This is a genomic window from Campylobacterota bacterium (assembly GCA_040752835.1).
Classification (GTDB): domain Bacteria; phylum Campylobacterota; class Campylobacteria; order Campylobacterales; family Sulfurimonadaceae; genus Sulfuricurvum.
This window is the reverse complement of record JBFMGG010000005.1, coordinates 134122-151989: the sequence shown is the minus strand read 5'-3', so window position 1 is coordinate 151989 and position 17868 is coordinate 134122. Positions and strand designations below refer to the sequence as shown.

Genomic DNA, 17868 nt, shown 5'->3' with positions numbered 1-17868 from the left:
ATAAAATCCAAAGGAAAAATAGCCTAGAATTAAGAAAACCTTTTGATGACGAGCGATTGCCATGAAAAACGACAAACCCCTGACATTGGAAGAGATGCTGAAAAACTACGACCCCTCACCCGTCGAGTACGATCCCGAAATCGACGGCGATGAGGAGCACATGATCCGCGACGAGCTGCTCAAGAAAAAAGAGGAGCTCAAAGATGTTGTAACCCTCCTTAAGGAAAAACAGCGGAGCCACCGGAAGGTGCGCCGTTAAGGGTGCGCCGCTATAATCCCGAAAAACGCAAAGGAGCGAATCGATGCTTCACGATGCATTGGAAGCTTTCAATAACGGCGATTACGCAGCCGCGCTGACGCGGTTCGAGGCGCTCGCGCGGGAGGGAAACCCCACCGCGGTGGCATCGCTGGGATACATGTACCAAAAAGGGCTGGGGACCGAACCCTCGCTCGACAAAGCGTTCGCCCTCTACTCTCAGGCGGCCGAACACGACGAACCCGCGGCGATCTACAACCTCGCCTTGATGTACGCCGACGGGGCGGGGGTGGCGCACGACCAGTTCAAAGCGCACGAACTGCTCCTGCGTTCGGCGATCCTGGGATTTCCCCAGGCGCAATACGAAGCGGGACTGAGCCTGGAGCGGGGACTGGGATGCGTCCAGAATTTCTCCGAAGCGGCCTTTTGGTACGAAGAGGGGGCAAAACGGGGGAACGCGAACGCCTTTAACAACCTCGGTGTCCTTTATAAAGAGGGGTACGGCGTCCCGCAGGATTATGCCCGTGCCTTCGTCTGTTTTTCGCGCGCCGCGCAAATGAACCTCCCCGAAGCGCAGTACAACCTCGGATTGATGCACGATCAGGGGCTCGGGTGCGACGCAGACCACGACGCCGCACTCGAATGGTGCCGCAAAGCGGCCTATAACGGCCACGAAAAAGCCAAACAAATTATCCGTTCCTTGCAGGAAGAGGGTAAAATAGTATTTTAACGAAGGGGTTTCATGTTTACGGGATTGATCCGGGAGATGGCGAGTGTCAAAAACTTCAGCGCCAACCGCCTTGCACTCAAAGCGCGCCACAAACCGAAACTGGGCGATTCGATTGCAATCAACGGCACCTGCCTCTCGGTCGTCAGCATCGAAAACGACGGCTTTACCGTCGAACTCTCCCCCGAAACCCTTGAGCACATCGCGACCGAAAAACTCTCAGGTCAAGTACACATCGAACCGGCAATGGCAATGGGAGACCGGTTCGAGGGGCATATCGTCCAGGGGCACGTCGACACGATCGGTACCGTCCGCTCCATTACCGACAACGGCAACAGCTACGACGTGATCATTGAGGTCGATAGCGGGTTTATCCCGCTGATCCCGCCCAAGGGCTCGATTACGATCGACGGGGTGAGCCTCACCGTCAACGACGTATACGAAGATGCCTTCCGCCTCACCATCATCCCGATCACGATGCGCGAAACGCTCTTCGGTACCTATAAAAAAGGGACCCGCGTCAACATCGAAACGGACGTTTTCGCGCGATACATCCGCCACATCCTGAGCGCTTCGAAGCCCAAAGGGATGAGCTGGGACGACATCGACCGCATCCATTCTTTATACTAATTTGAACGACGAAGGAATAAAATCCCTTCATTAAGGAAATATTCATGAAACCGCTCGAATGGATTATGCTGGGATCGTTCGTCGGAGGAGTGATCCTCACCGTCTGGAAGCTGTACGCTTTTCTCCCGGTCCGACGCCTCAGCGACGACGATACGACCCCAGAATCGGTGGAGCTGCTCGAGCGGATCATGGTCGAGTGCGATCGAAATGAGCCGGGGTTGGATGAAGAAGCCCTCTTTCAGCGCATGACATCACACCCTGAATTCGATCCCAAGCACTTCTGGCGCTTCAACGGGAACCGCCTCCGCCACCTGATCGAGCACTACCGCTTCAAAGACCCGGACTTTCGTCGCTAAGGCTCCGTGCATCGGGGTTGCAGGCAATCTTGTGTGCCATATCGACTTTCGTGTACCCGGCCAGTTCTCGCCGTGAAGCGATCGTCGCGTTACGATACCCCTTGCCCGTATTGAGATAGACGTGAAATCCGTTTTCATGTAAAGCCAATCGGGTGGCCAGCGCCGTCGAATAAGTCGTCACGACCCCCTCCTCCCCCATCAGCCCTGCCACATCGGCAAAATATTCCCGCGTCCACAGCATCGGATTGGTCTGCGGGCTGAACGCGTCCTGGTAGCAGACGTCCCACTCCCCCGAGAGTTCCCGTATCGCTACCCTCGCGTCTGCGATCTCCACGGTGATCTGCGTCCGCTCGTCCTCATAACCGCCGAGCGTTGCGATGTCGGTGATGATGTTTCGGTACGGTTCAAATATTTCGGGGTAGGGAAAATCGACCAGCGAAGCGACCAGATCGCCGTCAAGTTCGGGTGAATAGATTTCGAGCGTCGTATCGGGATAATAGGCATCGCGGTAATGGAGGCTCAGAAGCGTATTGAATCCCAACCCGAAACAGATGTCTATGATGCGCAGATGCTCTTTTTGCGCATGCAGCCTAAAAGCGGGCTCGATATGTTTTTTGAGCGATTCGTTAAGCGCCCCGTCCTTGGTCGAGTGGTAGTGTTCGTCGTACTCGCTGCTATACGCGGTATAGCTGCCGTCGTCGCTTTGCACCCATCGCTTCATAGCCCTTTACCCCACATGTGCATTTTTTTTCCGACGATCACATCGTACCCTTCGATCAAATCCATGATCGCATTAATTGCCCGAAATTCAGCCTGATCGAGCAGCGATTCGACCTCGGCCGGCGGCATCGAGCCGTTTTGCTGGACGATGATGATCTCCGAAGCGTTGAGGAGCGTCCGGTAAGCCATCTGCAAAAATTTGTGCGGATTCTCATGACGGTGCAGCACATCCTGAACGATCACGGCGGCGTAATCGCGGGGAACGCCTGCGGCGGGGGATCGGTAGTCTTTGATCGGGAATGTTTTGTGAAATGTGCCGTGGACGAGGTCCCGATGTTCCCCGGGGAAGAGCGAAAGATCGATAAGCCCCTCATAGGGGGAGAGAAAACGCCCCAGTTCCTCCGCCATCGAGTCCAGATGACTGGTCACCACCATGATTTTCGTATGGGGCGTAGGATGGAGCAGCGAGGTGATCATAGTGCCAGATCGTGCAACTCACGGAAAAGATAAGCCTCGACGATATCGTCGACGGTGCGTTGCGCGTGGGCGACGAGAACCATCATCTGTTGATCGAGAAATTCCATCACGGGTTCGTAATTGTTGATAACGATGACGGCATCGCAGGGGGTCTCGATCGCGGAGCGGTCCCGGTAAAAGTTGATCTCCACGACGCGCCCCTCTTCGACCTCGACCGTCGCCCAGAATTCGGCGCTCAAAATACCGCTGAGCTCCGATTCCTGGGTATCGTCACCGTTCATCGGCAACAAAAGGACCATTATTTTTCTACCTTCGATAGGTCGAGTTTGAGTGCTTCGTTGTCCATGATATCGATATCTTTGCGCAGCACTTCGGTTGCGATCGCCTTGGCGTCTTCGAGCGAATGCATTTTGTAGGTACCGCACTGGTAGATGTTCAGTTCGGGGATATCGTTTTGGGATTTGACATCGAGGATATCTTTCATCGACGCTTCCCATGCGTCGGCTACCTCTTCCTCGCTGGGGGTTCCGATGACGCTCATGTAAAATCCGGTGCGGCATCCCATCGGCGAGATGTCGATGATCTCGGTTTTATCCGAGTTGAGATGATCCCGCATGAATCCCGCGAAAAGGTGTTCGAGGGTGTGGATCCCCTCGGGAGAGAGGGTCTTTTCGTTCGGGCGGCAAAAACGCAGATCGAAAACGGTGATGTCGTCCCCTTTGGGCGTTTTCATCCCTTTGGCACGGCGGACGGCGGGAGCGGGCATAATGGTGTGATCGACGCAAAAACTGTCAAGTAGCGGCATGTATATCCTTAAATTCGGTCTTTATTGGGGGTAATAGTAGCATATTTCACTATTGCATCGCTATAATTCGTGGATTAAACCAAAGGTGTAACCCTATGAAAAGCCTTTTCGACGACGCCACTGCCGCCCGCTTCGGGAACGATCCTCTCGCCATGCGGGTGTATACCTCCCGACTGCTGGGAGCCGAAAAAAGCCTGGTCCTGCACGGAGGAGGCAACACCTCCGTCAAAATCGGCGATACCCTCTACGTCAAAGGGAGCGGATGGAATCTCGATACGATCGAAAAACCGGGGTTTTCCCCGGTCAATCTGGGGGCGCTGTGTGCGATGGCCGAGCGCGAAAGCCTCTCGGACACCCAAATGGTCAAAGAACAGCGCGAAGCGATGTCGGACCAAAGCGCCCCCAACCCCTCGATCGAAGCGATTCTCCACGCCATCATCCCCTTTGATTACGTCGACCACACCCATGCCGACGCGGTCGTAACCCTCACCAACACCCCGGGCGGCAAAACGCTGGTGCAGGAGCTGTACGGAAAAAATATGCTCATCGTCGATTACGTGATGCCGGGGTTCGAACTGGCCAAGCATATCCATGAACTCACCCGGAGCGTCGACTGGAGTACCTTGTCCGGGATCATTCTGATGCACCACGGCGTCTTTACGTTTGACAATGACGCCAAACGGGCCTATGAAAAAATGATCGAAATCGTCACCGCAGCCGAAACGTATCTGGCCGAGCGTGTCACCCTTGCCTGCGGCGATTGCGAAGGCAAAGGCGATCCCGCTGTGGCTGCGGCCGTAGCCGCGGAAGCGTCGAAACTGCGCGGATGCGATCTCTCCCCGATGTTGATCGATTCACCCCGCGCACAGCTGTTCAGCATCCTTCCCAATCTTGCATCCCTGGTCAAAAAGGGGGGACTGACTCCCGAACACGTTATCCGGATCAAACCCTTCCCCGCCATCATCGACGGGGACATCGCCCAGGGTATCGTGCAATTTGCCCAGGAATACAAAGCCTATTTCCACGCCAACGCCTTGAGCGAGCACATCTGCCTTGATCTCGCCCCCCGCTACGCTGTGATTAAAGGGGTGGGAATCGTCGTACTGGGTAAAGACGACAAAGAGTCGCTGATCATCGGCGACATCGTCAAACACACTCTCACCGCAATCCTCTCAGCCGAACAGCTGGGGGGATGGACGTCGCTTAGCCTCCCGCAAATGTTTCAGATGGAATATTGGGAGCTGGAACAGGCAAAACTCAAAAAATAAGGATCAATCTATGAAAATTACGAAAAAAGTGACCTTTATCGCCAAAGAAGAACACATCCAAACGGTCAAAAAACTGCTTGAGGACATGGTTGCGCCTTCGCTCAAAGAGCCCGGATGCCTCTTTTACTACATCTTTCAGTCGCAGGTCAATCCGAGAAAATTTTTCGCCGTCGAATCGTGGGAAAACGAAGAAGCGCTCGAAGGGCACAAGCATACGGAACATTATGCCTACTACAAATCGCATTACGAGCCGTTCGTCGACGACAAATACACCGAAGAGCTGGATCTTCTGGATGAAAAGGCGTACGGATTTTAAATCCCCGGAGCCTTCCACATCGGCTCCAGCGTCCCCTCGCGGACCAGTTCCATCTGTTTGGCGTAGGCGTTGAGCCACCGCTCTTTGACTTCGGCGTAGCGTGCGTGGTTTGCCATGTTCGGCTCATACACCCGCTCGATTGTGACGATGCGGCTCCCCGCCTCTTCAAAGCTTTCGTAAATGCCCGCACCGATCCCCGCAGCCATCGCTACCCCCAGCGCCGTCGCCTCTTTCACCACCGGAACGCGCACCTCCAGAGCGCTCACGTCGGCGAGGATCTGCGACCATAGTGTCCCGTTGGAGGCACCGCTGGCAAAGGTCAGCGAGGTGGGCGAAACGCCGCTGAACGCTTTGATGTTATCGAGATTGATCGCGCTTACGATGCACGCGTTCTCTTCGAGGGCCCGAAACATCGAGGCGACGTTGTACTTGCTCTCGTCGAGCCCGAGTCCCAGAAACGACGGCGAGGCGTGTATCCATTCCCCGTAATTCATCCGGTCGCTGAAGATCGGGATGATCCCGTGCGAACCCGGCGGAACGTTCTGGGCCATCCGTTCGAGTTCCGCATAGCTTTTACCGCATCCGAACGCATTGCGAAACCAGCGCATCACCAGCCCCGTAAAAAAGGTGATCCCCTCCGCCTGGGACATTCCCGCCACCACATGCGGATTGACCCTCAGCAACATCGCATCCGAAAGAGTCGCCCCGGAGGGGATATTGACGACCTGCTGCCAGAAACTTCCGCCCAGCACGACGGCGTCGCCGAGCTTTGAAGCTCCCAGGCCCGCGGTTCCGATCTGTACGTCGCCGCCACCCATCACCACCAGTGTCGAGGGGCTCAATCCACTTTCCCGGGCAGCCTGTACGCTCACCTTCCCCAAAACTTCCCCGCTCTCCCGGATCGGTACGAACATATCCTTGAGACCGCATTGTTCGAATTCGCGTTTGTTCCAGTCGCGCCGCGTCAGGCTAAACGCTCCGGCGGTCCCCGCATTGGAGGGTTCCGAGGCGAGTTCCCCGCTGAGTTTGAAGAGGATCCAGTCGCTGATCATCGTAAAATATCGGGCACGTTCATACAGTGCGGGCCGGTTGTTTTTGAGCCACAACAGTCGAGGAGCCGCCGAGAGGGCAAACGTCTGCCCGCTGCTGCGGTAACACTCCTTTTCCAAAAACGGATCGCGGCTTTTGAGATACGCCACTTCCGATCCCGCACGGCTGTCGACGTTCGCGACCCCCCATATCTCACGCATCTGCGCATCGTAAACGACGATCCCCTCGCGCATGCTCGAAGCCGAAACCGCCATAATCGCGGAAGCGTCGATTTTAGCGGACGCGATCGACTCGCCGATACAGCGCTTGGCGAGTTCCCAGCCCCGGACATAATCGAATCCCATCGACCCCGCGACCCCCTCCTCGGCTACGTGTTCCCATTCATACTGCGCGATGGCGACCTGATTGCCCAGGGTATCGAATATGACCGAGCGGATACTCCCCGTTCCCGCATCGAGGACCAGAAAGTAGCCTTTCATCGCAACTCTTTGGTGTTGGCGAACACTTCCAGCGGAAGTCTCTTTTCGCTGTAGTTTTCGATCGGACGGATGTCGATGTTGCAGATGGAATCTTTGAGCTCTTCGGCCAGTTTGAGCAGCTCTTCTTTGGTGTTGCGTTTGGCGATTCCACGTGCTGAACAGCCGGTAACGCCTTTGTGGTTGTAAGTCATTCGATACATGATGCGCTTTCCATAAACGGTATTTGACGTTTTAAAGCAAAGAAGGTTCCAAAAATAAAAAAAGGGGAAGAAAGGGAAGAAGGGATGGGGAAGAAGCGCGTCTTAGACGCGTGCTTCTTCACGGCGCTGGAGGTATTCCCACTGCGCATCGACGCGGCGCTGCCACTCTTCGATGATGTGTTCGTACTGTTTGGTAAAGAGGTGTTTGAAACGCCCCTGTGCCCCCAGATAGTCACGAACCGGGATAACGTTTTTCGGACGGTAGGTGATGTTGAGCTCTTTTCCGTCGATGATTTCATAGAGAGGGAAAACAAGCGAATCGGTCGCCAGGTCGGATACGGCGATCGTATCTTCGGGAGCGAATTTCCACTCGGTCGTACACGCCGACATCGCATTGATGTAAACCGGGCCTTCCGCTGCGAAACCTTTTTGGATTTTGGCGACCATGTCTTTCCATTTGTTCGGAGCGACCTGGGCGACGTAAGGAGCGCCGTGCGCCGCCATGATGGCGAGCATGTCTTTTTTGTTCATTTTTTCGCCGTAGCTCACGCTACCCGCAGGCGCGGTCGTCGTTGACGAGCCGATCGGCGTCGAAGATGAGCGCTGTCCGCCCGTGTTGGCGTAGACTTCGTTGTCCAGACAAACGTACATCATGTTGTGTCCGCGCTCGAAACAGCCCGAAATCCACTGAAAACCGATGTCGTAGGTTGCACCGTCGCCGCCGAACGCAACGAATTTCGGGGTACGATCAGGCTGTTTCAGGCGCCCTTTTTTCTTGAGCGCTTTGTACATCGCCTCGGCACCCGCAACGGCGGTTGAACCGTTTTCGAATCCGATGTGGATCCACGAAGCGTCCCATGAAGTATACGGGTAAACCGCCGTACAAACTTCCAGACAGCCCGTCGATGCCGACAGGATCAGATCGTCGTTGGTCGCATTGAGGACTTCGCGCACGATGATCGAGTGGGCACACCCCGGACAAAGGAGGTTCGCCCCTTCGAAACGGTCAGCAGAGGTCGAAAACTCTTTGAGGTTTTTGATTTTTTTCATTTCTGACATCGCTTACTCCTTAGAAAAACGCGAGTTTCGGTCCGCGCAGACCGATGTATTGTTGCAATGGAGTCGTCGGCTTGCCTGCGTCCATGTTTGCCTTGAGATCTTCGAAGATCCCGACGAGGTGAGCTTTGGTCAGGTCACGTCCGCCCAGACCGTAGATGTAGTTTGTCAATACCGCTTTGGTGTCGCTGTTGATCAGCGTACCGGCAAGTTCGTTGTACAGAGTCCCCATCGCGCCGTGCGGGCTTGAACGGTCAAGCGCGGCGACCGCTTTGACCCCTTTGAGGGCCGCGGCGATCTGCTCGAGAGGCCAGGGGCGGAATACGCGGATTCCCACGACGCCCGCTTTGATCCCTTTGGCGCGGAGTTCGTTTGAAACCTCTTCAGCCGTTTCGACCGACGTACCCATGCACACGACGGCGAGTTCGGCGTCTTCCATGTTGTAGGTTTCGACGATGTTGTATTTGCGTCCGCTGAGTTTTTCGAACTCGTCGAATGCCGCCTGGATTTTCGGCAGAACCGCCGTCATCAGGGCGTGCTGCTGACGTGCTTTGTGTTCGAAGTGCCAGTCTTCTTCGGTCTGTACCCCGTGGGTAACGGGGTGGTCGAGGTCGAGCATGTCGTTCATCGGTTTGAATTCGCCGACGAAGTTGTAGGCCGCTTCGTCGGTGAGGGTCGCAACGCCCTGAGCCGTGTGCGACGTCATGAACCCGTCTTGGTGAACCATTGCGGGCAGACGGACGTCGTGGTCTTCGGCGACTTTGAACGCGATGAAGTTCAGATCGTACGCGTTTTGCGGGTTGTAGGCATCGAGCTGGATCCATCCGCTGTCGCGTCCGAGATACATGTCCGAGTGGTCGCCGTTAACGTTGAGCGGTGCGCCCAGGGCACGGTTGACAACGTTGAGGATGATCGGCAGACGCATCCCCGATGCCGAGTAAAGCGTTTCGACCATCAGGGCAAACCCTTGAGAAGAGGTCGCCGTAGCGACACGTCCGCCGGCCGCAGCCGCACCGATACAGCCGGACATCGCCGCGTGCTCGGATTCAACCATGACGAACTCGCCGTCTACATAGCCGTTTGCCGTAAAATTTCCGTAGTTTTCAACGATCGGAGTCGACGGGGTAATCGGGTAAGCCGCAACGACGTCTACCTGTACCTGGCGGAGCGCTTGGCTCGCGGCCATATTACCGTCCCAGACTTCAATGTCGCGTAGTTCCATTGTATCAGCCATTAGTCTTCCTTTGGTTCTTCTGCTTTAGCGTTTTTATCTTTTTGAGGCCATTCGGCAAGTGCTGCGTCTTCGTCTTTTTGTTCGGGGAACATCAAGAGCGATTTCGGATTCGTCGGACAGACTTCCACACAGATACCGCACCCTTTACAGTGGTCGTAATCAACACCGACCATTTTTTTGTCGCGCGAGATGATCGACATGTCCGGGCAGTAAACCCAGCAAAACTGGCAATCGATGCAGTAGTCTTTGTTGAACAAAGGTTTCTCGATGCGCCAGTCCGCAACGCTCGCGGTAAACGAGTTCGACTGTGAATAAGGGCGATTTTCGGGAAGCGTCGTCGCGATATCGCGTGTCGCCCCGTCAAACGATCGGAGCATGGCACCGATTTCGAATCCATCCCATCCTTTTTTTTCCATCATGTGCTCCTTATTTCACTTCATCATACGCGCGTTGGATCGCGATCATATTGGCGTCGATAATTTTTTGAGGGAGTTTTTTGAGAACTTTGACCATGCTCTCTTTGAAAAACTCGATGTCGTACATTCCCGATACTTTCATCAATGCACCCAGCATCGGCGTGTTGGGGATCGCGCGTCCGATAGTCTCCTGGGCGATTTTGATGCAGTCGACGGTATAAACTTTTTTCCCTTCCAATTTCGGCTGGGAAGCGATCAGTTCTTCGGTACTCATGTGCGTCGTAACGATATAGATCGTATCCTCTTTTTCGTTCGCCGTAATGTCCGCGACATAAACCAGAGCGGGGTCGATGACCAAAACATAGTCAGGTCTCATGTATTTCTCATGGTTCAAAATCACTTTGTCGTCGACACGGTTGTAGGCCGTCATCGCCGCTCCGCGCTTGGCTGAACCGTAGAACGCGAATGCCTGAACATGCTTACCGGTGGTGGATACAACGTCGGCCAAACCTTTTGCGCCCGTTACGGCACCCTGTCCGGCTCGACTGTGCCATCGAATCTCTAGCATGAATTCTCCCTCATGACTTAAGTTTTAAGTTGATTTTTATCAATGCGTGTATTTTATGAAAGTTGCTCTTAAATGTAGCTTTTCACTTTATGGGAGGGAAACGCGGAAAGGAAAAGTGTTACTTTCAGCCCCGTGCAGCGATAAAACGGACCGCTTCGAGGGCATCAGGTTGTATAATATCCGTTAATGTTAGTAATTGTTCTGCGTTATCGTATCCGCTTGTCACGGCGACGCATCCGATGCCGGCCCGGGCAGAGGCTTCGATATCGAGCCGGGTATCGCCGATCATCCATGCGGTGTGCCTTGGACGCTTCATCGCTTCGAGCGCTTTGTAAATCGGTTCGGGATGGGGCTTTGGGTTCTCGACGTGTTCGCGCCCGATCAGCACCTCGAAATACCCCATGACCCCGAAATGCTCCATCAATTCCCGCGAATAAAGCCCCGTTTTCGTCGTGACGATCCCCAGCCGCGCAAATGCCGCAGCCTCTTCGATCGCCTCTTTTGCCCCCGGAAGCAGGAATGTTTTGAAACGGGAAATCTCGCGGTAATGGAGTTTGTAGGTTTCGACATGCGCCGCGATCCGCCCATCGGGTACCCCGACCGCGGCGAACATCGTCTCGAGTGTGTGGCCGATCTGGGAGGTGATGTGCGATTCGGAAACTTCCCCGACGTCTCCGTGGCACGCCAGGGAATGGCGGAAGCTCTCGACGATCGCCTCGGTCGAATCGATCAGGGTTCCGTCAAGATCAAAAAGTATGGTAGTGTTCACTGTTTCTCCCAGTCGATGTAATCTTCCCAGATCCCGTTAATGGTGGGTTTGATGCCGCGAATCGAGCGGCTGTAGACATTGATGTCATTGGGCACCACCAAAAAAAGATAAGGGTTGTCGTGCGCGATACGCTCATAAATACGCCGTTGCAGCGCAGCGATCTTTTCGGGGTCGACCGATCCCTCCATCTCCTCGATCAGCCGGTCGGTCTTGGACGAACGGTACCCCACGAGGTTAAATCCCCCCGGAACGTCACTGTCGCTGTGCCACAGCGCGTAGGGATCGGGGGTGAGCGACAGGGCCCATCCCAGTAGCACCGTATCGAACTTCCGGGGGGCGACGACGGTATTCAAAAAAGCCTGCCATTCCATCACCCGCAAACTCACCCGAACCCCGACCTCGGCAAGCTGCCGCTGCATGATCTCGGCGGCGTAGGGGCGGATCATGTTGGAATTGGAGGTGGCGATTTCGAACGAAAGGGGATTTTTCTCATCATATCCCGCCGCTTTGAGCAGTGCCCTGGCGCGGGCCAGATCCCGCTTCGGGGCTTTTACCTTCGCATTATAGCCTTTGCTTCCGGGGAGAAACGGCCCGGTGCAGATTTTGCCGTGCCCCAGGAAGAGCAGGTCGATCAGCGCTTTGCGGTCGATGGCAAGCGAGAGGGCCTCGCGGACACGGGGGTCCTGAAATTTTTTGAGCCGCAGGTTGAACCCAAGGTAAGTGTAGCTGTGGGAAGGGAGTTCCAGCGTTTTGAAACGTTTATGAAACGCCCCGTCCAACTGGCGTTCGTACTGCATCGGTTCGAGAGAGCTGACGTCAATCCGGTTTGATTTGAGCATCAAAAAGCGGGTCATCGGATCGGAAATGACGTGAAAAACGATTTTCCCGATTTTGGGCGGATGTTCGAAATAGCGGGGATTGGCCTCCAGAACGATCTGCTTGGAGAACTCCAGTTTTTTGAGTACGTAAGGACCCGTTCCGACGGGAGCCGTGTTGAAGCGGCTCCCCATAACGTCACCCTCTTTTTCGAGGATATGACGCGGGACGATCCCCATCATCCATATCTCTAATGCTTTAAAATAGGGTTTTTCATAAGCGACGCGCAGGGTGTATTCATCCATTATCCGCACCGATTTGACGATCCGGAAATCACTGGCGTAGGGGGTGATCACTTTGGGGGAGCGGATCAGTTCGTAGGTAAAAGCGACGTCGCGGGCGCTAAAGGGTGCTCCGTCGTGCCATAGCACGCCGCGTCGGAGCTTGAACTCGATCAGCGTCGGGGTGATGAAACGGTACGATTCGGCGAGGTCGCCGACGATTTTCGTCCCGCTTTCATCGTATTTCACGAGCGAATTGAACAAAAATCCGGCGATGGACGAACTGGCCGAATCGGTGGCGATGAGGGGATTGAGACGTGCGGGATTGGACGAGGCACTCAGGTGAAGCGTCGCGGCAGCAAGCCAGACGCTTTGGATGAGGAGGAATAAAAGTTTCAATCTCAACCCGCTTTTTGGGTGAGATTATAGCAAAACCTATTTCGATTCGACGACACGGCCGTTGAGCGGCTGAACCGGGCGGTAGTTGTGGTCGTAGAATTTACGCATTGCCGCGATCTGATCGGGTGTGGCGCTCTGGATCTCTTTCATCACGTACCAGCGGACGTTCTCGCTGCACGGAGGGGTCGTGAGCGAACCCATGTAATGAAAATAGCGGCCGCTCTCTTTTGGCAGAAGCGCGGCAGGGTTGAGGACGGTTTTGGTTCCGACCCCTTTGATCACGGTGTCGAGGATCGCGTTGCGCTCTTTCCCCTCTTCGAACAAGACGCCGACGACAAGAAGGTTCCCGAACGCGCTTTTGTGTACCATGTGGGCAACGAGATCGTACTGTCTGCCGTCGATTTTTTCTTCGCTTTTGCCGTGGAAATGGAACTGCACCAGCTGATAATCGACCCCTTCCACGGTGATTTTCCCGCCGTTTTCGACGTTGACCTGGATGGCGTGGCCGTTATCGACGATCTGGCTTGAAGCCTGGACGTTTTCATTGAGTTTGATGACGTGCGACGGGGCGATCGAAACGGTCTCCGAGGTTTTGATGTCGATCGGCGACTGGGCTTTTCCGTCTTTGCAGATTGCGCTGAAGTCGCACCAGTGCGCGGGCCCGTGGTCGTCGTAGTCCCAATGGGGCTGATGGTGTTCTGCGGCGTGGGCTCCGGCACATAGCAAAAGCGCCGAAACCGATAAGGCAAGGATCGTTTTCATCCGGGTATTCTCCTGAAATAAGTAGGACTTATTGTATCGGGGAACGACGGGACGGGTCAAATCAAATTAATTGGGTAAAACGTTCAATTTCATTGAACACGCCTGCCACGCTGCAGGAGATCGATCAAACGGACGATAAGAAGGATAATCAGCCATCCCATAATCATCGCGATTATCGTATGGCTGAGAAAATGGTCGCCCTTGAGAATTTTATAAATTCCCATGCTCCATGCTATCCCCATTGTGCCGATCAGTGCCAGAATTTTGGCCTGTTTGCGTCTAAAGGCAAAAACCAGTGCCAACAGCGAAAAGCCGAAACTGGCATGACCGGCAGGCCAACATCGGATACGGTGTTCCCGACAAAAGTTTTCAGGATAGGAATCCAGTACCCCGACATGCGGGTATTCGCCGCCATACATCTGCCAGTCACGAGGACAGGGGACATTCGTCAGCGTTTTCAATCCCACCACGACCGAGGGAACGAGGATGCCTGAGAGTACCAGAATGATGATCGCCCTGCGGTAACGCTGGACCCAGTTTTTTCTGTATCCAAAAAGGACAACCAGCAAAAGGGCCGAATAGATAACGATCAAAAGCTTTTTTATACCGTCGTACAGAATAAAATCGAGCCAAGGCCATTCCCCCTCCACAATCAGCCATCGATGATTCAGCGGATCGTAAAAGTGGTTCTGGACCCACACATCGACGGAGGGATTCCATCCGAAAAAGAGGATGACGCATACAAGAAGCGTTGCGGTGAGCAGGATGTTTTTAGTGGACGCCATACAAAATATCCAATTCAGGGTTGTAGACCTTACTGTCGATTTCGGTAAAATTAAGAACCGTATGGAAATACGAATCGTGGGAATAGGATTGCTGCGCTTTTTTTCGCAGCGTCGCCCTATCGATCGCAAAATTCTTTCCAAACCACATCAGGGCCGGAACGTGTGTCTGTGCTTCAGGGGCGATCGCGTACGGAAAGCCGTGAAGGTATAATCCTTTTTCTCCGAGCGATTCACCATGATCGCTCACGTAAAACATCGCCGTTTCAAATTTTTCATCGTTTTGTTTTAGCAGTGCAATGACGCGCGAAAGGAAATAATCCGTGTACAAAATAGCGTTGTCGTAGGCATTGGTAATCTCCTGGGGAGTACACTGTTCAAGCTGGTTGCTTTTACAGACCGGGGTAAACTTCTCGAAGGATTTCGGATAGCGCTTGTAGTAGGCAGGTCCATGATTTCCCATCTGGTGAAGGACAATGACGATATCCCCCTTGGGGTGGGCGTCGATATATTCCTGAAGCCCTGCAAGCATTCCCTCGTCACGGCATTCGACATCGCAGAGGGGGTTCTTGTCGGGGGATTTGAAATCCTCATACTGCGCCCTGAGGGCAACCCCTTTGGAATCAGAGTTATTGTCCCGCCACAGAACGTTAACCCTCGCATGGGACAAAACGTCCAGTACGTTCTCGGTATGTTCGGCACGCCCCCCCTCGTAATTCTCCCGGGTCAGCGAGGAAAACATGCACGGCACCGAAACCGCCGTTTCGGTACCGCACGCACTGAAATTGGAGAAGTTGATGATCTCCTCTTTTTTTAACAGCGGATTCGTTTCGCGTTTGTAGCCATTCAGGGAAAAATGGTCCCAACGGGCCGCCTCCCCGACGACGAGGATCACCAGCTCGCGATCTTTGTCGCTCGCGGGTATTTTCGCATCTTCTCCGACGATTTTCAACCCCGTATAATCGTGTGAAAATGATTTGGAAACGTATTTACCGACCGAATAGAGGTAATACGAGGGGTTCGCATAAAAACGGAGCGGTTTATGCTCGCGGAAAAACGAGGTGTAAAACGGACTGAATGCAAGTAGGCATACAATCACCACGCCCAATACGATTCCAAGCGTTTTGACGTCTTCGAGTGCCTGTTTCCGAAACGACGGATAGACGACGTCGAGGCGATAGACGATCCACGACGGAAGTGCTCCCATCAATACGAGATAGAGGGCCAGCTTCGCGCTCAGCAAATCGGCCGATTCGCTGGCGTTCGTCTGAAGCACATTGGTGATCATGTGACTGTCCACAACGATGTCGTATGTGTCCATAAAATAAGCGACCGCCGCGGTAACCATCAACATGAGAATAACCAACGGTTTGAATACCCAGCGGTTTGTCAACAGCGTCAATATGAGTACGCTGCTTGCAAAGAGCACCAAAGCGACCGAAAACAGCTCCAACGCCGAGGCCCAGGCAAGCGGATAAACTTCCACAACATGCCGGAAAAATGAATAATTGGCCGCGATGACCCACCACAGTGATACCCCGACAATCACGGCCCTGCTACTGTACGTTCTGGAAAACAAAAGATTGCTCCTCTTTTAAAAAGAGGTATTCTAAACAGCCTCCGGACAATGGAGAGCTAATCGACGGCTAACAGTCGGTTAACGGATAAAAAGGCGGATACGATAGCGTTCTGCGTCTTCTTCGATCCGGTATTCGATCCCGATCTCGCGGGCGATACGGTCGAGCATTTTCTGACCTATGCGGGAGCTGAAGAGGTATTTTTCGCCCCCTTTTTCGTTCGTCAGGGCGATGCTCCTGCTTTCGGGGTCGAGCGCGACTATGATCGTACTCCCCTCTTTGGCGTAGGTCAGGGCGTTTTCGATCAGGGCGGTCATCAGCTTGACGAACAGTTTGCGGGGGGCGTGCAGGTCAAAGCCCTGCCCTTCTATGCGGATCGCAAGATGCCGTCGCCGGGTCAGGATGCCGACTTTGGCGATCACTTCGGAGAGGATCTCATCGATTGTAAACGGCGAGGAGTCTTCGAAATCGGTACTTTCAAAAAACAGAACGTTTTTAAGCTCGGACATCAGCCGCTCGATATCCCCTCCCAGCTCGGAGACGATCTTCTCTTTTGAAATCCGTTCGCTCCCTTCGAAAACATCCAGCCGCGCGCGCATGAGGGCGATGGGCGTTTTGAGTTCGTGGGCCATCTCTTTGAAAAGGACTTTTTCCTTGATACGAAAGGTTTCGAGACGATGGACGAGTGCGGAAAACGCACGGGAAAGCTCATCGATTTCCCGGGGAGGATTATCGAGGGGAAGTTCGAACGAATCGCCGCTTTTCCAGCCGCGCGCCCGCTCCGCGAGCAGTGCGAGGGGTTTCATGTAACGCTCCAGCAACAGATAACCGACCGAGAGGATCAACAGCAGCGAGACGAGATAGCGGGCCGCCAGTTTCGCGCCGTATCTCGCCACCGCCGCATCGATCTTGTCGTGGTCGCTGATAACGCTGAGAAACATCCCGTTGGAAAGTGCCACGGAAGCGCTCACTTCGGTATCCTCAGGGGCATAAGGGGCGGCAGCCACACGGAAACGGACGTGGCTGGCTTCGGAATCTTTCAAGATCAGGACGTTGTGCGGGATCGCGTGGAGAAAACGCAGGTCGCTCTGCGGCGTGGGGGGGACGATCAGGTATTCGTCCCGGCTCTCGATGAGCAGATGGTTGAGCACCTGTTCGAGGTCTTCGATTTTTTCGCTGTGGATCGTCCGCGCCGCGACCTGCCAGTTCACGGCAAAGGCGATCGCGATCAGCAGCGAAAACAAAAAGGCGATTTTAAACTTTAGGGTATTAAAGGCCGTGTTCAATGACGAATCCTCTCGTTTTGACCGTTTTGATCACTTTGGGATCGAGTTTTTTGCGGATCCGCGCCACGAGTTCGTCGACGGCGTTGGAGGTGATGTTTTGAGGGTTGTCGTAGAGCGCGTCGAGGATCTCTTCGCGCGATACCACCTGCGGCGCTTTGGAGAGGAGGTAAAAGAAAAGGGCCTGCTCGTTTTTGCTCAGAACGACCGCTTCGCCCTCGCGTTTGAGCGTTTCGGCGTCAGGGTCTATCTCGATCCCCTCGATGGTCAGCTTCCGAACCGCGAAACGGCGGGAAAGGGCAGCAATGCGCGCACGGAGTTCTTTGATGTCGAACGGTTTTTCAAGGTAATCGTCGGCGCCGTATCCGAACCCTTCGACTTTGTCGTCAACCCCGCCCAAAGCGCTTAGCACGAGAACCGCCGTCCCCGCATGACCCGATTTCGCATACGAAATCAGTTCTTTGACCCGATCAGCCCCCTCGAACGTCCGGTCGAAAACCGCAACGGCGTAATGAAACGCATCAAGATACCCCTTGGCTTCGTCGACGCTCGAGGCGATATCGACGATCCACTCGCTTTCCAACGACATTTTCAGCAGCTCCAACAGCTCTTTTTCGTCGTCGGCGATCAATATACGCATG

23 protein-coding genes are annotated in these 17868 nt (G+C 54.3%); 6 read left to right on the top strand and 17 right to left on the bottom strand.

The window, feature by feature from the left end; genetic code table 11:
* Positions 1–61 precede the first annotated feature (61 nt).
* From AB1763_03975 to AB1763_03960, 4 genes are read left to right on the top strand one after another with little or no spacing between them, the layout of a single operon-like run.
* Positions 62–259: a hypothetical protein gene (locus AB1763_03975; protein ID MEW5831976.1), complete on the top strand. Its 198-nt coding sequence runs from the start codon at positions 62–64 to the stop codon at positions 257–259.
* A 43-nt stretch (positions 260–302) separates the two neighbouring features.
* Positions 303–986, top strand: a complete 684-nt coding sequence (locus tag AB1763_03970) for a tetratricopeptide repeat protein (GenBank protein ID MEW5831975.1) — start codon at positions 303–305, stop codon at positions 984–986.
* A 12-nt stretch (positions 987–998) separates the two neighbouring features.
* The gene (locus tag AB1763_03965; GenBank protein MEW5831974.1) at positions 999–1613 is read left to right on the top strand and encodes a riboflavin synthase; all 615 of its coding nucleotides are present in this window, start codon (positions 999–1001) and stop codon (positions 1611–1613) included.
* Between the two features lie 44 nt (positions 1614–1657).
* Positions 1658–1969 carry a hypothetical protein gene (locus tag AB1763_03960; GenBank protein ID MEW5831973.1) on the top strand — a complete coding sequence of 104 codons (312 nt, stop codon included), beginning with the start codon at positions 1658–1660 and terminating at the stop codon, positions 1967–1969.
* Here AB1763_03960 and AB1763_03955 read toward each other — a convergent pair.
* From AB1763_03955 to luxS, 4 genes are read right to left on the bottom strand one after another with little or no spacing between them, the layout of a single operon-like run.
* Positions 1944–2690 carry an MnmC family methyltransferase gene (locus tag AB1763_03955; GenBank protein ID MEW5831972.1) on the bottom strand — a complete coding sequence of 249 codons (747 nt, stop codon included), beginning with the start codon at positions 2688–2690 and terminating at the stop codon, positions 1944–1946. The genes AB1763_03960 and AB1763_03955 overlap by 26 nt on opposite strands.
* Complete coding sequence (locus AB1763_03950) at positions 2687–3166, bottom strand: hypothetical protein (protein MEW5831971.1); 480 nt, start codon at positions 3164–3166, stop codon at positions 2687–2689. The genes AB1763_03955 and AB1763_03950 overlap by 4 nt, the downstream gene beginning before the upstream one ends.
* The gene (locus AB1763_03945; GenBank protein MEW5831970.1) at positions 3163–3465 is read right to left on the bottom strand and encodes a hypothetical protein; all 303 of its coding nucleotides are present in this window, start codon (positions 3463–3465) and stop codon (positions 3163–3165) included. Before AB1763_03945 ends, AB1763_03950 begins: the two co-directional genes overlap by 4 nt.
* Positions 3465–3971 carry an S-ribosylhomocysteine lyase gene (gene luxS / locus AB1763_03940; GenBank protein MEW5831969.1) on the bottom strand — a complete coding sequence of 169 codons (507 nt, stop codon included), beginning with the start codon at positions 3969–3971 and terminating at the stop codon, positions 3465–3467. Before luxS ends, AB1763_03945 begins: the two co-directional genes overlap by 1 nt.
* Before the next feature lie 95 nt (positions 3972–4066).
* Between luxS and AB1763_03935 the strand changes: the two genes are divergently transcribed.
* Positions 4067–5239 carry a class II aldolase/adducin family protein gene (locus AB1763_03935; GenBank protein MEW5831968.1) on the top strand — a complete coding sequence of 391 codons (1173 nt, stop codon included), beginning with the start codon at positions 4067–4069 and terminating at the stop codon, positions 5237–5239.
* A gap of 10 nt (positions 5240–5249) precedes the next feature.
* Complete coding sequence (locus tag AB1763_03930; GenBank protein MEW5831967.1) at positions 5250–5555, top strand: putative quinol monooxygenase; 306 nt, start codon at positions 5250–5252, stop codon at positions 5553–5555.
* Here the strand turns inward: AB1763_03930 and lsrK are convergent.
* From lsrK to AB1763_03865, 13 genes are all read right to left on the bottom strand, one after another.
* On the bottom strand, positions 5552–7084 hold the full coding sequence (gene lsrK / locus AB1763_03925; protein ID MEW5831966.1) for an autoinducer-2 kinase: 1533 nt from the start codon (positions 7082–7084) through the stop codon (positions 5552–5554). The two genes, AB1763_03930 and lsrK, sit on opposite strands and share 4 nt — an antisense overlap.
* Positions 7081–7284, bottom strand: coding sequence for a hypothetical protein (locus AB1763_03920; protein MEW5831965.1), 204 nt, complete (start codon positions 7282–7284; stop codon positions 7081–7083). Before AB1763_03920 ends, lsrK begins: the two co-directional genes overlap by 4 nt.
* 102 nt (positions 7285–7386) lie before the next feature.
* Positions 7387–8343 carry a thiamine pyrophosphate-dependent enzyme gene (locus tag AB1763_03915; protein ID MEW5831964.1) on the bottom strand — a complete coding sequence of 319 codons (957 nt, stop codon included), beginning with the start codon at positions 8341–8343 and terminating at the stop codon, positions 7387–7389.
* Between the two features lie 10 nt (positions 8344–8353).
* Positions 8354–9574, bottom strand: a complete 1221-nt coding sequence (locus tag AB1763_03910) for a 2-oxoacid:ferredoxin oxidoreductase subunit alpha (GenBank protein ID MEW5831963.1) — start codon at positions 9572–9574, stop codon at positions 8354–8356.
* Positions 9574–9990 carry a 4Fe-4S dicluster-binding protein gene (locus tag AB1763_03905; GenBank protein ID MEW5831962.1) on the bottom strand — a complete coding sequence of 139 codons (417 nt, stop codon included), beginning with the start codon at positions 9988–9990 and terminating at the stop codon, positions 9574–9576. Before AB1763_03905 ends, AB1763_03910 begins: the two co-directional genes overlap by 1 nt.
* A 10-nt stretch (positions 9991–10000) precedes the next feature.
* Entirely contained in the window at positions 10001–10558 is a 558-nt protein-coding gene (locus AB1763_03900) for a pyruvate flavodoxin oxidoreductase subunit gamma (GenBank protein MEW5831961.1), read from the bottom strand.
* Between the two features lie 124 nt (positions 10559–10682).
* Positions 10683–11327 carry an HAD family hydrolase gene (locus AB1763_03895; protein MEW5831960.1) on the bottom strand — a complete coding sequence of 215 codons (645 nt, stop codon included), beginning with the start codon at positions 11325–11327 and terminating at the stop codon, positions 10683–10685.
* Positions 11324–12823, bottom strand: a complete 1500-nt coding sequence (locus tag AB1763_03890; GenBank protein MEW5831959.1) for a peptide-binding protein — start codon at positions 12821–12823, stop codon at positions 11324–11326. The genes AB1763_03895 and AB1763_03890 overlap by 4 nt, the downstream gene beginning before the upstream one ends.
* Before the next feature lie 36 nt (positions 12824–12859).
* Entirely contained in the window at positions 12860–13585 is a 726-nt protein-coding gene (locus AB1763_03885; protein MEW5831958.1) for a carbonic anhydrase family protein, read from the bottom strand.
* A gap of 89 nt (positions 13586–13674) precedes the next feature.
* Positions 13675–14370, bottom strand: coding sequence for a phosphatase PAP2 family protein (locus tag AB1763_03880; GenBank protein ID MEW5831957.1), 696 nt, complete (start codon positions 14368–14370; stop codon positions 13675–13677).
* A complete protein-coding gene (locus tag AB1763_03875; protein ID MEW5831956.1) occupies positions 14357–15916 on the bottom strand; it encodes a phosphoethanolamine--lipid A transferase in 1560 nt (519 codons plus the stop codon). Before AB1763_03875 ends, AB1763_03880 begins: the two co-directional genes overlap by 14 nt.
* Positions 15917–16024: 108 nt before the next feature.
* Positions 16025–17230, bottom strand: coding sequence for a hypothetical protein (locus AB1763_03870; protein MEW5831955.1), 1206 nt, complete (start codon positions 17228–17230; stop codon positions 16025–16027).
* Positions 17214–17867 (bottom strand): response regulator transcription factor, encoded by a 654-nt coding sequence (locus tag AB1763_03865; protein ID MEW5831954.1) that lies wholly within the window; start codon positions 17865–17867, stop codon positions 17214–17216. Before AB1763_03865 ends, AB1763_03870 begins: the two co-directional genes overlap by 17 nt.
* Between the last annotated feature and the right edge of the window lies 1 nt (position 17868).